13 protein-coding genes are annotated in these 16916 nt (G+C 38.3%); 4 read left to right on the top strand and 9 right to left on the bottom strand.

Features of this window, described 5'->3' with window-relative positions:
* Positions 1-34: 34 nt before the first annotated feature.
* The 4 genes from DLD54_RS01115 to DLD54_RS01100 all read right to left on the bottom strand — a co-directional run bounded on the left by DLD54_RS01115 (position 35) and on the right by DLD54_RS01100 (position 4314).
* Positions 35-1840, bottom strand: coding sequence for an FtsX-like permease family protein (locus tag DLD54_RS01115; protein ID WP_109917948.1), 1806 nt, complete (start codon positions 1838-1840; stop codon positions 35-37).
* 11 nt (positions 1841-1851) lie between these two features.
* Complete coding sequence (locus DLD54_RS01110; RefSeq protein ID WP_109917947.1) at positions 1852-2601, bottom strand: ABC transporter ATP-binding protein; 750 nt, start codon at positions 2599-2601, stop codon at positions 1852-1854.
* A gap of 176 nt (positions 2602-2777) precedes the next feature.
* The gene (locus tag DLD54_RS01105; RefSeq protein WP_109917946.1) at positions 2778-3392 is read right to left on the bottom strand and encodes an ECF transporter S component; all 615 of its coding nucleotides are present in this window, start codon (positions 3390-3392) and stop codon (positions 2778-2780) included.
* A 124-nt stretch (positions 3393-3516) separates the two neighbouring features.
* The gene (locus tag DLD54_RS01100; RefSeq protein ID WP_109917945.1) at positions 3517-4314 is read right to left on the bottom strand and encodes a DUF4931 domain-containing protein; all 798 of its coding nucleotides are present in this window, start codon (positions 4312-4314) and stop codon (positions 3517-3519) included.
* 114 nt (positions 4315-4428) lie between these two features.
* Here DLD54_RS01100 and DLD54_RS01095 point away from each other — a divergent pair, with 114 nt between their 5' ends.
* Positions 4429-5640, top strand: a complete 1212-nt coding sequence (locus tag DLD54_RS01095) for a L,D-transpeptidase (protein ID WP_109917944.1) — start codon at positions 4429-4431, stop codon at positions 5638-5640.
* Positions 5641-5802: 162 nt separating this feature from the next.
* Here the strand turns inward: DLD54_RS01095 and DLD54_RS01090 are convergent, their stop codons facing one another.
* Genes DLD54_RS01090 through DLD54_RS01080 form a run of 3 tightly spaced genes read right to left on the bottom strand, consistent with a single transcriptional unit; the run spans position 5803 to position 9588 of the window.
* Positions 5803-7128 (bottom strand): family 4 glycosyl hydrolase, encoded by a 1326-nt coding sequence (locus tag DLD54_RS01090; protein WP_038520944.1) that lies wholly within the window; start codon positions 7126-7128, stop codon positions 5803-5805.
* Between the two features lie 18 nt (positions 7129-7146).
* Positions 7147-8775 carry a PTS transporter subunit EIIC gene (locus DLD54_RS01085; protein WP_109917943.1) on the bottom strand — a complete coding sequence of 543 codons (1629 nt, stop codon included), beginning with the start codon at positions 8773-8775 and terminating at the stop codon, positions 7147-7149.
* A 27-nt stretch (positions 8776-8802) separates the two neighbouring features.
* Positions 8803-9588, bottom strand: coding sequence for a carbohydrate deacetylase (locus DLD54_RS01080; protein WP_109917942.1), 786 nt, complete (start codon positions 9586-9588; stop codon positions 8803-8805).
* A gap of 140 nt (positions 9589-9728) precedes the next feature.
* Here DLD54_RS01080 and DLD54_RS01075 point away from each other — a divergent pair, with 140 nt between their 5' ends.
* The gene (locus tag DLD54_RS01075; RefSeq protein ID WP_046326633.1) at positions 9729-10442 is read left to right on the top strand and encodes a MurR/RpiR family transcriptional regulator; all 714 of its coding nucleotides are present in this window, start codon (positions 9729-9731) and stop codon (positions 10440-10442) included.
* A gap of 117 nt (positions 10443-10559) precedes the next feature.
* Here DLD54_RS01075 and DLD54_RS01070 read toward each other — a convergent pair whose 3' ends face one another.
* Together DLD54_RS01070 and DLD54_RS01065 are read right to left on the bottom strand one after the other, a co-directional pair.
* Positions 10560-11813 (bottom strand): glycoside hydrolase family 16 protein, encoded by a 1254-nt coding sequence (locus DLD54_RS01070; protein WP_109917941.1) that lies wholly within the window; start codon positions 11811-11813, stop codon positions 10560-10562.
* Between the two features lie 242 nt (positions 11814-12055).
* Positions 12056-14587 carry a M1 family metallopeptidase gene (locus tag DLD54_RS01065; RefSeq protein ID WP_109917940.1) on the bottom strand — a complete coding sequence of 844 codons (2532 nt, stop codon included), beginning with the start codon at positions 14585-14587 and terminating at the stop codon, positions 12056-12058.
* 220 nt (positions 14588-14807) lie between these two features.
* Between DLD54_RS01065 and DLD54_RS08870 the strand changes: the two genes are divergently transcribed.
* Together DLD54_RS08870 and DLD54_RS08865 are read left to right on the top strand one after the other, a co-directional pair.
* Entirely contained in the window at positions 14808-15803 is a 996-nt protein-coding gene (locus DLD54_RS08870) for an SLAP domain-containing protein (RefSeq protein WP_233559186.1), read from the top strand.
* A gap of 20 nt (positions 15804-15823) precedes the next feature.
* Positions 15824-16783: an SLAP domain-containing protein gene (locus DLD54_RS08865; protein ID WP_233559185.1), complete on the top strand. Its 960-nt coding sequence runs from the start codon at positions 15824-15826 to the stop codon at positions 16781-16783.
* Positions 16784-16916: the final 133 nt, after the last annotated feature.

Raw genomic sequence — 16916 nt, 5'->3', positions numbered from 1 at the left:
TAAAAACAAACTTGTATTAATTACTGCCCCAATTTTATTCATGTGCAAGCACAATTTTTTCATATAATTTCACTGTTAATAAGTAATAAATCAGATAAAGCACGATAAAAATTGTAAACGGAATCCATAAATTCTGGTAGGGGTGCGGTAAAAGCAATTTAAACAGTCTTAACCCGAAAAGCACGTCGATTACGCCCAATACACCGGGCAGAAGAAACAGCACTCCAATCTCATTTCTGATAGATTGACGCAATACCTTTACCCTTGTGCCAATTTCAAATAACATTTGGTAGCGCACTTTGTCACTGGCTGCACCACTTAGCACCTTGAACATCAGGGTTGAAGCCAGCATGGTTAGAAAGGCAATACCTAAAAAGAAGCCCATAAATTCAAACCCGCTGCTGAAATTCTTGATTAACTGGTAACTGCCAGCCTTGCTCGAAGTATATATATACTCATAAGCAGAATTTTCTTTTAACTGCTGTTTTTGTAATTTTAAGATGGTGGGGTAATCTTGATCGAAATTTTTCACATTTACGAAACTGACAAATTTATTCTGCCCTTTTTTCTGTGCCCACTTTTCAGGTGAAACCAAGCGAATGATTTTAGCAATACCATCAGGAACCATAGCGCCAAAAGCATTATTGGCATACGTTGCTGGCACATCTAATTTTTCAGTAGGCAAGTTGATCGTCTTGTAGGCGGGCTGACCATTTTTCATGTAAAACTTGACGTTTTTAACTGGATTATTATTAAATTCACTGCGGTTAAAGTATAAATACTTGCCCTGTTCCTTATAATGATAAGTTTGCTTACGGGTAATAGTTAGCTTATTTTTAGCCTGCTCAACTTTGGGAGAGTCACTGATAATAGTGGTGTCATAATAAAAATTGCCTTCAAGCTGCTCACTGAGGGTGCCAAAATTAAGTCCCACAGTAATAGCACCAAGTGCCAAGGCAAAAAGCAGTGAAACCACGGTTAAAATTCGGGTATAATCATGCAGCCGAAACTTCAACTGGCCTAAAGTAAATACCCGGATGCCATGATAAGAAAAGCTTCTGCGGTTAAGCAAGAACCCAATTAAGGCACTGAAAAAAGCATTAAATGTGAAGTATGAACCGGCAACTATGGTCACTAGCGCTGCTGGAATAATAAATAAGATAGCACCGCCTGGAAGACCCAGAATAAAGTAGCCTGCAGCTAAAAGTAACAGACCCAATATTCCTTGAATCCAGTGCAAGACCGGCTGACGCTTGTAGGCGACCGGCTTTTGGTCATCACGCAATAATTCAATTATCGGCGTCTTGGTTAATTTACGGACATTTTTCAAAGCACCAAATAAGAAGATGAAAATGAAGAAGATAATCGTCCAGATAATAGCATTGGGTAAAATAACGGCAAAATGCTTCACCGTCAAGCCTAAACGAGATATCAGCAGCTGCGATACAATAGCGGTCAGACCAACGCCCAGCATAATACCAACTATTGTGGCAAAAATACCGGTTATCAGAGTTTCTAGAAAAATTAGTGCCCCGATTTTAGTACTCTTAGCTCCGAGCATCATGTACATGCCGTAATCATGTTTGCGCATGCTCAGTAAAAAAGAGTTGGCATAAACCAGGTAAACCGCAGTGATGATGACCAACAAGACAATACCAAAACCAAAGGTAAAGCGGACATAGTTACTTGGTGCTGCAATATCATTTTTGATAAAAGTAGGATTAATGGTGATTGTGAGGAACATGTAAAAAATCATGCTGGCAACAACCAAGCCGGAAAACAAAACCGCGTAATCTTTAAAGCGACTCTTGATTCCCGTTAAGGACAACTTCCAAATCATTTTTGTTCTCCTTATTCATCAGTATCTAAGTGATCAATTAACAGATGATAAAATTCCTGCCTCGACTGCCCATTTTTCAACATTTGTTCACCAATTTGGCCGTCTTTAATAAATAAAATGCGACTGGCAAAGCTGGCAGCAAACGGATCATGCGTAACCATCAGAGTGGTAATACCATCGTTTTGGTTTAAATCAGCCATAGTATAAAGCAACTCGCTGGCGCTCTTTGAATCCAAGGCGCCAGTTGGCTCGTCCGCAAGCAAAATTGCCGGTTCATGCACCAACGCCCTAGCAGCTGCCACTCTCTGCTTTTGCCCACCAGATACTTCAGCAGGATATTTAGCCAATATTTCTCTAATCCCTAACCTAGTCGCAATTTTGTCAACCAGCGGATCAATTTTTCTGGGAGAAATACCCTGTAAGCTTAAAGGTAAAGCAATGTTTTCGCGATTAGTTAAATTTTCCAAGAGATTGAAATCTTGAAAAATAAAGCCAATTTGCTGACTCCTAAAATCAGCCAGCTGATTAGCATTTAGCGTGTTGTTATCTTCGTGATTAATAAAAACATTGCCTGTTGTTGGTTTATCTAAAGTCGACAAGATATTGAGCAACGTAGTTTTACCAGAACCAGAAGCACCCATAATTGCTACAAATTCGCCTGAATTGACCGCAAAATTAATTCCTTTGAGAGCCTGATACTGCTTTTCGCCCCGCTTGCCGTATGTCTTAGTGACTTGATCTACTCGTAAAATTTCAGTCATTTGTATAATCCTCTTTGTAATACTTGTGTACTATTTATCTAATACACTAATTTAACTACTCAACATTGTCAACAAAAAAATAAGCCTTTCAAAAATTGAAAGACTTATAGCAGCTTTTTTCGTTGATGCTACTGGTAAACAAGAAATATTAAATTTTGTTTAAAAATTTACTGGGTTTACCCTAGTCGAGCTAAAACCTTATTGAGCGGGGTAACAATAATCGGTGTCACCACTGCAGTAAACACCGCTTCAACCAGACCATTCATGCCTAAAGCAATTATTAAAGCTTTTATCAAAGGCGTGCCGTGGCTAAAATTGCCTAAGTGCCCTACTAGTTGAGCGGGATTACCTATAAAAATAAGGCTGGTTAACAAAATTACAAAAATGGTGTTGGTCAAAGAAGTAATAGCACCAGCGGCGGTATAACTTACTTCTTTAAAACGGTTTTTCTTTTTAACGGTTAATTTGCCAATTAGTCCGGGGAATAGTCCCGCTAAGACACTTGGAATCACGGCGATAACAAAATTCTGAAAGAGCATTAAACTCACAATATCTCCCGGCTGGGTATAAGCCTGTACCAAACGGGCAATACCCCAGAAAATACCAAAGAAAGTCCCGGCTATTGGTCCCATAATTAGAGAATAAACGGCAACAGTCAAGGGAACAGTTGTGATAGCAGGAAGTGTCGGCAATATTCGAATATAACCGATATTAGGGATGAAAGTTTGCAATAAAAAGATTGCGACAAATATGGCTGTAATAGCCAGGTTCTTAGTTTCTTTTCTACGCATCTAAGTCCTCCTTAAAAAAACACCTTGCTATTATATTGCTTACAGTTATTTGTCGCAAATATTAGCGTCGCTATTAGTGAATTTTAAAAATACTTAAATGCTTTTAATTAGTGTCTGCTGCTAATTACGCTTGAACAATCGAGCCGGAAGCAAAAAAGTTTTTGAACTTATTCGCTTCTATAATTAACTTTTCTCTATTGTCTACCTGCGATAATTTATAACCGACAAAATAAGGTGACACAATAAAACGCGAAATTAGTTTCGCACAAATGCCCCGATCGCTGCGCGGATAGAAAAACAGATTATAAGAATCGCACCTGCCATTTGACAAAACTTGCAGCATGTATTTTGCCCCACTCTGAATCCAGTCAGACCACTCATCGATGCTGCTTTCTTCAAGCAGGTTAAAATCGAGTTCGATGTAGCCTTGAACGGGATGAGTACAAACGTTAACTTCTAAACCATTATGTTGATATAAAGTGATGCCGGCAAAAGCACTGGGTCTAATGAATTGATAGCCGTCCAGCTTTTTTAATCCTACTATCTGCATGTGGGGATGTTCTAATGAACCACCAGAATGCGGACCATAATTTTTGTACCATAAGACAGACCTAAATTTGCCAGAATTGTTCACTTGGTTAAAGCAAGATAGCGAAAAACGCATTAAAGCCCGATTATAGTCCACTGAATAAGAAGTAATGTCACCTTGATGTTTGCTAGATTCAATCAGAACCGTTTGGAAAGTGTCATGGAGTGTGGAATACTTATTAAGCAGCCAAATCATGCCACCCTCACGCCTAAAAATATGAGTGAGCCCTGCGGGATCGCAAAAGGGACAGCCGGAATTATTTTTAACTTTACGGTAAGAATTAGGTTTATCTTTAGCTATGTTAACATCAAATACTAATGGGTCGTTTTCCATTTGGCAATCCCTCCTAAAAATTTTTCTTAAAGCTTGCATTTTACTAGAGCCGCAATAGATGGTAAACTGTAACCGCAATTATTTTTTGAAATTACGTTTGACGGTGGTAGGACTATGCAATCAAAAAGAAACTTAAAAAAATATAATAACCGCAATAACTTGTTTCTGATTATTATTGGAATAATCTTAATTCTAGCAGTTGTCTTTGGCGTGGTTCTATATAATAATCATGTTGAATCGCAAAAGCAGGCCAAAGCATTCGCTACAAATCATTTTAACCCTAATGTTAATATTTATGGCGTCGAAGTTGGAAACTTAACAATTACTAAAGCAACTGCCAAGATTAATCGGAAAGCGAATAATATCGTTTCTTTGGAAAACGGCAAAGTTGCGATTGAACGCGATCCCAATATTGACACTATCAAAAAGCAGGATGTTGCAAATTATTTTAAAAAGCAACATACAACTATGCCTGACAAACAAGTTTATGAATACCGCAATACTGATTTAGATGCCGCAAACAAAAAGATGCACGCAGTCAGTCACGCTGTAGTTAATTATCATGTTGCCGGCAAAGATTATCAGCTCAAAGCACAAAAGTTAATTAATCAAGCAATTTATAAAAAAGGCAAGTACAGTTTTCTTAATTCCGAAAATTTAACGGCGGAACTGAATAAAATTGACCAAGAAGTGTCAACAATTCACCAGAGTTACAAATTTGCGGTGCCAAAAGGTAATAAAACAGCAGGAAAGAAAATTACTGTTAAAAATCAAAGCTATGGTTGGGGCGTACACGTCAAAAGAGCCCAAACAGCCGTAGAACAAGCATTTTTAAGCGGAACTAAAAATCTGGACGGCAAGAACTATATTTATGGTCTTGGCTACAGCACTTATGGTTTAGGCTACGGCAAAAGCAATCATGGCATAGGCAATGACTATATTGTAGTTTCAATCAAAAAGCAGGAAATGTGGATTGTGCGTAAAGGCAAGGTGGTCGTTCACCTTAATGACGTAGTTACTGGAACAAAAGACGGTAATAAAAATAACCGCACTCCTCAAGGAGTCTGGTATATTCACTATAAACAAGGTCATGCGGTTTTACGCGGGCGCAATAATGACGGCTCTAAATATGCTTCACCAGTCAGATACTGGATGCCATTTACTTTAACTGGTTGTGGTTTTCACGATGCCGGTTGGCGCGGTGATTGGAGTAAAAAAGCTTATTTAAGAGGCGGTTCACATGGCTGCATTAATATTAAGCCTAGAGAAATCAAACAAGTCTGGCGCAATGTAAGTAAGCACCAGCCAGTTATTATTTACGACTAAATTTTAGACAAATAAGTCAAAATATTACGTTGCAAGACTAGCTTTCAGTTCAAAGCTAGTCTTTTTCTTTGTTCCCCAAAATTATTACTCACATAAAAAAGACTAGCAATAACTAAAGTTAAAGCTAATCTTTTTAGTAATTAGATTTTTATTTCAAACACATTAGTGCAATTCTGGCCAGTATTCTTTATTGGCCTCATATAACTCATCCAAAACCTTTTTACCAACGTGATAATCTGGAATAGTCTTATTAAGAACAACTGCTTCTAAAGCGACTTGATATGAACCAGACAGAGCGGCGTCTACTGTCCGTTTCTCATAAGCCTTTTGCAGTTCCATCAGTCCTTTATGGAAAGTTGGAATCTTACCAATACTAATGGTTTCTGCACCCATACTGCCAATGTATGCCGGCACTTCTACAACAGCATCTGTATCAAAATTAGATATTGCGCCATTGTTCTTTTGGTTAACAGTGAAACGCTCGCGGGTGTTATGGATAATTGCGTTGGCAATATCCACGATATAGTTGCCGTGAACACCGGAGTTAAGTGAAGAACCTTTAGCTGTGCCGGCTTTTAAAACCCGACGACATTCTGTGAAGATTCTCTTTTCACGTCCCTGCATTACCCAGTCACCACGTGTGAAGTTAACATCTGATTCAGCCATCATTACATCAGGCATCAGGTAATATTGCAGGTAGCAGTTAGGGAAATATTCAGGGAAACGCTTGAAGATGGTAATCATACGCTTGTACGTATCAATCCAATATTGGTCATCAAGAGTTTCGTCATTCCATTGTGCAAGGGTGTCAATCTTACCGGATTGCACATCTTCACGCAGTTGTGGCAACAAGTCTTTACCATTCTCATCAATCATTGACGTCCACCAACCAAAGTGGTTCATGCCAAAGTATTTAAAGGTAATATCTTTTAAATCTTTGTGGAAGTATTGTGCAATTGCGCCCTCAATTGAAATTGGCATATCACAGATACAAATAACTTTTGCTTCTGGAAATTCGCGGTAAATTGCTTCTGATAAAATCGCTTCAGGGTTAGTGTAATTTAAAATCCACGCATTTGGACAAATTTGCTTAACCTTCTTGATGATAGCAATAATATCTGGGATTACCCTCATCGCGAAGGAAAAACCGCCAAGTCCACAAGTTTCTTGTCCAATAACGCCATTACGAATACAAATTTTTTCGTCTATTGCCCGTTGTTTATTTAGACCTGGACGAATTTGCATAAAGAGAAAGTCGGCATCTTGCAGAGCTTCTTCTAGATTGGTTGTATAAGAAACATGAACCGGTGAACCTGTCTCTTTGTAATACATTTTGGTGTATTGCCCTAAAAGAGATACTCTTTCTTCATCAGTATCATATAGAACCAGTTGGTTCATATCCAAGTCAGCAGAGCGTTGACGTAAAACTTCCAAGATACTTGGTGATTGAGTTGATCCGCCACCAATGATTACAAATTTATTTGCCATTTCAATAAGCCTCCTATGTTACTTTCCGCTTTGGGATGGGTGTTTTTTCAGATAATCAAGATATTCATCGACTTTATCATGAATACTCTCGACATCGACTCCAAATACAATCTGAATATTATGACCATCTTGCATGACGCCTTTAGTACCGGTCTTTTGCTTCAATAGATCCATATCCAATTTGCTTGTATCTTTAACATCAACACGAAGCCGAGTATAACAATTAACCATTTCATCGATGTTTTCTGGACCACCTAGACCAGTTACAATATTTTTAGTTTGATTATCAAATTTTGCAGTGTCTGCAGATTCTGCATCACTGTCACTTTGAGCAAGTTCTTCTTCTGCCTCTTGAACAGATTCATCTTCACTTTCTGCACCATTAAGTAGTGATTCGTCAGCATTAGCACGTCCAATAGTTGGAATGTTGAAACGCTTAATCATAAAGACGAAGACAAAGTATTCAAGTAAACCCGTGACGACAAACATTATTGGTATGAGATACTGGTGTCCCAGCCTTGCCGGAAAGGCAAAACTGTTAATAATCATATTAATACCGGTATCAAACTGAATATCGATACCAACAATATTTGTCAAAAATAGACTAATTCCGTAAACAACTGAGTGAGCCAGCCATAGTAATGGTGACAAGAACAGGAACATAAATTCCAAAGGTTCAGTAACACCTGCTAAAAAGGCTGTAGTAACGGTTGGGATTAGGATAGCCGCAACTTTTTGCCTATTCTTCGGCTCTGCCATCTTCCAGAAAGCAAAAGCAATACCGATAGGTAATGAAATTGAACCAAAGTTAGATAGATAACCAATAGATTGGTGCATTGCAGTAATATGACTTGGGTTACCTAATTCAGCTAGCCAGATGTTAAACGCACCAGTGTATAGTTTGCCGGCGATTCTGGCAGTACCACCAAGTGGAGTGTAGAACAAAGGCATCCATAAGAAGTGGTGCAATCCAACAGGTAAAAGCAAACGGTTCAAAAGTCCATAGAGGAAGAACCCAATGGATCCCGTAGTTGACATTACCTTAACAATGTTTTCAATGACCCAGTTAACTGCTGGCCAAACATAAGTAATCGCAATTGCGAACAGAATTGTGACAAATACTAAAATAATGTAAACAGATTTTGTTCCTGCATAAGGTGATAAATACTTATGGAGCTTAATATTACCCCATTTATTTACCATCCAGCCTACTAGGATTCCTAAAATAATCCCGAGGAAAACTCCCATATCAGTGACTTGAATACCGAAAACCATGTTTTGTCCAGTACCATATAGTCCCTGAGAGTTTGGCTTAGCCAAACGGTGAGTCAATTGCAGCCAAGAGTTGTTGGCGAACAAAAAGATTAAATAAGTAACGATACCTAAAATAGCAGCATCAGTTTTATATTTAGGCTTAGCTAAAGCTGCAGCGATACCTACACAGAAAATACAACTTAATTGTCCGATCATACCGCTTGAGAGAATATTGTAAATAAAATTACCGGTATCTTTCAAAACGGTCGGCATTAAGTCCAACTTCAAAATGGCACAAACTGATAAGATAATACCAGTTACCGCCATAAACATAACGGGTTGAATTATTGCCCGCGAAAATACATTCGCGGACTTCATAAACTTACCCTTCATAATTTTGCCTCCTTTACACTTTTTTATTTAAAAATTAGGATATGGAATCACTTCTACCTGATTTTCTTGCAGCTTCTGTTTAAAAGCCGAATCGCAAAGAATTGCCACTTCTTTAATTCGGGGTATATTAAATGAAGAACCAAAGTAAAGTGTTTCATCCACAAATGCGGGATGAACCATAAACTCAGTTATTTGATTGTCTTGCAGGCGATCAAGAACAGCTTGTATTTCTATTAAACATTGCTCTTGATCCGCATGATAAGATTTAACCAAACTGCGAATATGCGGGTAATTCATCAGATCATCAAAACCGGCAATTCCTCTTTGATATGACAACTTAACTTGATCTTCGATACCGTAGCAATTTCTAACCGGTAACTGATACTTATCAGAAATACGCTGAGTAAGAGCTAAGTTCTCAGGAAAAGAATGAACATGGTGGTGACTATCTAAATGAGTCAGCTTCACTCCTTTACTTAATAAGAAATCGACTTGCGCGCACCACTCACGGTAAATTTCCTCCGGATCCATTTCACTGCGATGCTCTTTATAGCCGGCCAAATGATAAAATTCGCCGTTTTCATCAACTAGTGACTTAGCGTCCGTCATGGGTTTACCCGTTGTGATGTTGAGGTGACAACCAACTCCTAAGTCTTTGTTTTCACTTGCTAACTTGATTGCCTCTAAACAACCTGGCATGTTCGCCATAAGTGTTGTAGAAGAAACCATCCCATCTTTATACGCTTTAATAACTCCTCGATTTACAGCCAGTGAATAGCCAAAATCATCGGCATTAATAACAACTTGCTTCATGCACACACGCCTTTCAAATTATTTAAAACGCTTTCTTTCAACAAAGTTAATATAGTATAATGAAAGTGTAATAACAATAAATCACTCGAATTATGATGTGATTTTCAAAAAAGGAAAATATTTTCAGGGTGATATAATAAATGACCAAAATCTTCCAAATTGACCGGTTATTTCCTAATAATCATTTGCGTCCCCAAGATATTAAAGTGATTGAATCGATTATTGATTCAATTACCGCAAACGACAATTTAGATATTCGCTTTATAGCTAAGAAAAACTATCTTTCTACTGCTTCAATCAGCAGATTGGTCAAGCGGGCAGGTTTTGCCAATTTTAAAGAATTTATCTTTTTTCTTTCTTCTCGGTATAAAAATCAGCCGTTAAAAACTTATGGCAATCTGCCGTATGTCCACTGTAATGTAGGTAATGAAGTAGTTGCCGACTTTTTTCAGAAAATCAAGCTGGAAAAAAGAACCTATTTATTTGGTGAGGGCTTTTGCAAAATTCTGGTTAATTACACTTACCGCAAGCTCCTACTCAAAAGAATTTATGGTGTCGATCTTGATGGCGTTGAAATTTCAATTGCGTCTGACCAATTGCCCCACACTTTGATTACATTCTCGCAATCAGGAGAAAATAAAAATGGTTTAATCAAAATTGCAGGTTGTAAAAAAGATGGGGGCAATATCATTACCATCACTGCTACACCGCACAGCACTTATGCCAACATTGGCGACCTTGCCTTTGTCGTAGACAGTGGCAGCGGAGTGCCTGATCCTGAAAATACCAACCTCAACTATTTTTACGGCAATACTATTAACTTAATTGAAAATATTGTTAACCAGTATTTATAACAAAATAAAAAAATTCCTAACAACAAATCTGTTAGGAATTTTTGCTTATATAATTATTTTCCTTTTAACCTTGACTATTATTTTTATGACTTTAGCTAAATTTTCTTTAGTTTTGAACTAATTGTTCCAGAGATTGTCTGCAGTTGGACTGGTAAAATCTTTATTTTGCAAATTACTACTCGTTGAATCAACCGCAAGTGTCTTATTTGGCTGCCAGCGATTGACAAAATAAATTTGGTTATCCTTAGTAATCTTTTGCCATTGCGCGCTCCAATGAGTAGCTGGTACCTTGCCATGTTCTACATAGTCCTTCATATCTTCAATATGGAGTAATTCTTTGGTAGCAACATTTTGAATTAAGAAGTAGCGGCCCTTTGGCACTAATTGCCATGTCGAATATTCTGTTGGCTCAGAGGTAACCTGCACTGCAGCAGAATTAGGATCTAAAGTGACATACTTCTTGCTGGCAGAATTTTGCAGCGTTGTCTTTGGCAGATCATAGCCACCGCTTTTCTTGTAAACTCTGAAGTAGTCGATTGACCATGATTTAGGGAAGATATCATTCCCCTTACCAGAACCGGCATCAGTATAAATATTCAAGATTGTACCCATTGGGTAATCTGGTGCCTGATTAATTTGCTTATACAGTTTGCCATCATAGTAGAACTTTAATGACCCCGGTTCCCAATCAAGACCATAGGTGTGGTATTCCTTTGTTGGGTTTCCTTCTGGAACAGGATCTTCAAATAGTTCCCATTGGTTTTCAAAGAACGGATCGTTCCAGCCAAAAGCCGCAATTCGCCAAGTGTTTTGTCTTCTAAAGAAAGTTTCCAAAACATCAATTTCGGCTGTTTGCTTGGAATTAAACCAGTCATTAGTATCATCTTGCATACCAACCATCCACCAAGCTTGGTGACCACCGCCACCAACATCGGAAAGTTTGGCACGAATTTCAAAGTAACCATATTTTGTGACATAACCCTGCCACTCTTTCTGGTTACTTAAGATCTGACTATTGCCACTGAAATTATGGATCCAATTCTTATTAAACGACATAATCGCACTTGATTTGACCGTACCATCCAAAGTTGGTGACCAAGGTTTCTGATCTTTAGCAATATATTCTATCAACTTGCCATCTTCAAAGCGATAGTTTGCCTTCGCAGTTTCTGGATCAGCAGTCCAATGAGGTAAATAATAATCAGTCCACTTTGACTTATCTAAAGTTGGACCGTTAAATTCATCATCAAAATCAAGTGTATATCCCGGTTTAGCTGGTGATTCATCAGCAGCCTTGACTGCCTGTGCACTCCCCAAGCCGAGCAACACGCCTGCTCCGATTGTTAACAATCTAGACCATCGTTTTTTCATTACTTACAACTCCTTCCGTATGAAATATCATTACTTATTTGTAAGCTCTTTCATGCTAGAATATAGCATTTTTTATTTTCTGCCACAACTAAAAGCACTCAAATTTAGTATTATTTTTTTAAAGCTTGAAGTTAGTAATAGCATTAAAAAAGCCGGTAAATCATGCCTTTAAAGTATTGACTTACCAACTTTTTGAAATAATATTTGAATATATAATTAATATATTACTTAAATTTTAATTATTAAAGAGCAGCTTTAATTGCTTGATTGACAGCATCCTTTTCAGCATTAATCACGTCAACCTTGGACTCGATATTCTTGGTATCCATTCTAATCTCACGCCCAAGACCCGGCTGATCAACCTTTGGCTCAAAAAATTCTTTGAATTCTTCCAATCTCTTTTCAGTATGGAAAATGTTTGAAGCCACAGTAATATAAGTGGTAAATTCCATATCACCACCGACTGTTTTCTCGAGCCATGACCATTGGTCCCGTAACCAGTCCCAAGCAAATTGTTCGCCTTTTGGATTAGCTAAGACATTCGCAAACCAAGAACGCAAATCTTGAGGCTTAACAACTGCAGCATTCTCAAAATTCTCAATAAGTTTCTTGATTTCAGCGGGATTCTTGGTGTTGGTAATAGCATCAGTAAGATCGTCCTTATAGTTAGGATCAATGGCAGCTTGATATTCTTTCAGCAAACGGTCAACTAGACCCGCTTTATTATAATTTTTAACTTCATTCATTAAAACATACGGCCTAACTGAAGCATCAATTTCGTTTAAGTTTTGATCGTGCTCAACAAAAATTTGGTGACCAGCTTTTATCACAGCAGAATTATCGGCATACAAAGCTAAGGCTATTTCTAGTGGTCGAATTCTCTTATCATCATCTGTATCAGAATCTTTTGCTTGCCAACCTAAACGTTCAACTTGCTTTTGGGCTAATTTATTAACAAACGCCTTCAAATCTTTTTCTTGAGCTGAATCAGGTGTAACAAATTTAAATAATGAACGGATACTAGATAACAAGGCACTAATGACAATGTATGATTTGGAATCCGCAAATTTCGGCAGCAACGGGACAATTTCAGCGTATGAAATTTGCTTGCCTTCTGCTAAAAGTCCTAAATCTTGCAATAATTGCAATTGATCTACCGGTTTAAGCTGCTTAAATTCAGCCATAATATCGTTCATCAAGGTTTCATCATAATTGACAATGAAGTGTGAACTATTGCCTACGTTTACACGCAAAGCATGACCAGCTGCACTGCGTAATTCTTGGTAATCTCCCAGATCCAGTTCTCGTTCAGACATAATCTGCGGTGCCTCAAAGTTTGCGTTCAAAGGAATAGCCCACTTGCGCCCAACTTCTTTGCCTTCACCAACGAAGAACTGCTTTTGGCTCAAAATTAAGTGACCAGCTGAGTTTACTTTAGCGGAAACAACAGGGTAACCCGGTTGATCAAGCCAAGTATGCATGATCTTACCAATATCTAAATCGGTGGCAGTCGAAAGAGCATTCCATAAGTCATCACCCGTAGCGTTGCCATATTGGTGCTGCTCAAAGTAATACTTAAGTCCCTTACGCAAAGCATCGTCCCCTAAGAGTGCCCGTACCATAACCAACATTCTTGAACCTTTAGCGTAAACAATCGCACTATCAAAAATCGAATCAATATCAGCTGGATGCTCTACATTAACGTGAACGGATTGGACACCATCAGTGGCATCACGCTTTAAAGCTGCTGGCACCTCAGAAATTTGGTAAAGATTATCCCAAACATGCCAACTCGGCTCCAAAGCATCAACTGAAACATATTCCATCATGTTGGCAAAACTTTCATTGAGCCATAAGTCATCCCACCACTTCATGGTAACTAAGTCGCCAAACCATTGGTGCGCTAATTCGTGAGCGATAACCGTTGCCACATACGCTTTTTGATAAGGAGTAGCATTATCAGGATCAAGCAAAATTGCGACTTCACGGTATGTGACTAAGCCCCAGTTTTCCATTGCACCGGCAGAAAAGTCAGGCAGCGCCAATTGCCAAGAATGTGGCAGCGGGTACTTGGTTTGGTAAAATTCTTCGTAAAATTCAATTGCCCGTTTTGCGATATCCAAAGCAAAGTCTAATTCCTTTGCTTGATGTGCTTTAGTCGCAAAAACTCCTACTTTAACGCCGTCTTTGGTTTCGGTAAGCTTTGATTGTAATTCACCAAAAGCAAAGGCAATCAAGTAGCTGGACATTCTAACGGTTTGTTCGAAGTAGTGCACGCCATCTTCAACTTTAACTTCCGGCATGTTGGCAATCGTAGTTTCACCTTCATGCTCATCATACTTAAGTGCTAAAGAAAAAGTAGCTTTGGCTTCTGGCTCATCAACACATGGGAAAGCCTGACGTGCAGCTGTTGTTTCAAATTGAGTACCGATAATCTGTTTTTGAACACCATCAACTTGATAGTATGACGGATAAATTCCCATCATAGAATCAGTCAGCGGTGCCGAATACTTAATCTCAACTCTGACTTTGCCGGTTTGACCCAGTTCAATAGCAATTGCTTCTTTGTCCTCATTGACAGTAAACGGTACATCCTTGCCCGCACTGGTAACAGAAGCAATTTTCATATACTTCTGATTAATTAAAATAGTATTTTCAAGTGCCTCACCTGTAATTGTTGAAGTACCGTTAATAGTTTTCTGTGCCCGATTAATGTCTATGAACAAATCATAGTGTTCAGGGTGAAAAGTTTCATAAAAATGTTTAGCAGCCATATTTACCTCCTAAAATAATAGTTATTATCAATTTTAACAGACATATATGGAAATAACATTAAAATTTAATTGCAGTTAGGACTTGCTTTTCACATAATAATTACCATTACGGTACTTTCATGTAGTATACTGATAGAAAAAGATAGTATTTTACTTCCAGTTCGGTTAGGTGCCTTTCTGCCTGTGAAACAATTAATTTTTTATTATAAGGAGTGAAAAAATGAAAAAGAATAAACGCATAATCTTTGCGACAATTGCCGCTTTAAGTCTGGCTGCACCAATGACTGCAGTCTTCAACTTTGACAATGTTCAAACCGTTTCAGCTAACCATCAAGGAACCAAAGTTTGGCTTCAATATGGTACTTTAAAGTATGCTTTAAAAGGGCCATCAGGTCATGTCTATCCTGCGGGGACTAAAGTGGTACGTGAACTTAGTGACGATGCTAAACCACCTATTTCAATGCACGGTCGTGCATTTTATTTAACACTTGTTATTGGCGGTATTCCCGGCAATCAATTATTGCAAGACGTTGGCGGTGGTGAAATTGCCGAAACTTATGTTAATTATGAAGATTGGCATGAAATTGATTATCCATCAGATTATACTGTATTAGTACAAAATACCGAAGATTATACTGACTTAAAATCTAGTGATTTTCACCCTGTAGATAGTAGTAACCCTGATGTTCCTTGTGCAAACATTGACAATCTTGAAGTAGCATATCATGAGTTAACAAAAGTCTCTAGCAAGTTGCCTTCTTCAGGTAAAGATCGTAACGCTGTTTACAACTTTACAGACCGTTATTTTGCAGCAAAAGCCATGGGTGTTCCACAATCAACTGTCGATGATCTTGCCAAAGAGATTAATGATGCAGTTGCTAATTACAAGAAAACCGGTCACCTCGTAAGTGGCAATTCAGATTCTGGCAATAACAGTAATTCTGGCTCATCTAATTCTTCTAACAGTAATGGCGGATCAACTAGTGGCAACACTAATTCATCTGGCTCATCTACTTCCAAGAAATCTAAGTCACGAGTAGTAAGATTGCGTAAAGCATCTTACCGCTATACTCACAAGGGTAAACGTGTATCTAAGAAACTGCTTAAGAAAGGCTCATATGTCAAGATTAACGGCAAGACCTACCGCATTAAGGGCAAGACCTTCTACCGTATTGGTAAAAACCGTTATATCCGTAAGGTCAACGTTTCTAAATAATAATTATAAGGAGTGAAAAAATGAAGAAGAATAAACGCATAATCTTTGCGACAATTGCCGCGTTAAGTCTGGCTGCACCAATGACGGCAGTCTTTAATTTTGACAATATTCAAACTGTTTCTGCCAACCATCAAGGAACCAAAGTTTGGCTACAATATGGTACTTTAAAATATGCTTTAAAAGGACCATCAGGTCGAGTTTATCCTGCTGGCACTAAAGTAGTACGTGAACTAAGTAATGATAATATTCCACCCACCTCTCTCCCAAGCGAGCCGTTTTATTTAACTCTTGAAATTGGTGGTATTCCCGGTAACCAGCTGTTACAAGACGTTGGTGGCGGACAAATTGCAGAAGGCTATGTTAACTACGAAGGCTGGCACGAAATTGACTATCCGTCTGATAATGTTGTTTTAGTACAAAATACGTCAGATTACGAGGATCTGAAATCTGCCGATTTTCATCCTGTAGATAGTAACAATCCTGATGTACCTGTCGCAAATACTGATAAATTAGATGATGCCTTTGCACACTATACTGACGACATTGACTTTTCCAAATTATCTAAAGCAGATAATGACTGGGGTACCAAGATGTGTAACCGCTATTACGCAGCACATGGCATGGGTGCAACTCAAGAGAGTGTTGATACTCTAACTAAAGAGATTAATGATGCCGTTGCTAACTACAAGAAGACTGGTCACCTCGTAAGTGGCGACTCAAGCTCTGGTAATGCAAACAGCTCTAATTCTTCTGGTAACACTACTAAACCTTCTACTTCCAAGAAATCTAAGTCACGAGTAGTAAGATTGCGAAAAGCATCTTATCGCTATACCCACAAAGGAAAGCGTGTTTCGAAGAAGAAACTCAAGAAAGGCACGATTGTCAAAATCAACGGCAAAGCTTACCGCATTAAAGGCAAAAAATACTACCGCATTGCTAAAAATCGCTATATTCGCGCCGTCAATGTTGCAAAAAAGTAAAATTTAAATAAAGCAGACTACTACTATAGTTAGGCTGCTTTTATTTTTCAATAGTGGCAAAATTATTAAATTTTTAAAAAATATTGTAAGAGTTGCGTGTTCTTTCTGTAACAACAATGACACATTGACTGTG

Origin of the sequence: Lactobacillus helsingborgensis, from assembly GCF_003173695.1 — a bacterium.
Taxonomy (GTDB): Bacteria; Bacillota; Bacilli; order Lactobacillales; family Lactobacillaceae; genus Lactobacillus; species Lactobacillus helsingborgensis.
Note: the sequence above shows the minus strand (reverse complement) of the source record. Positions and strands in the feature narration are given on the sequence as shown.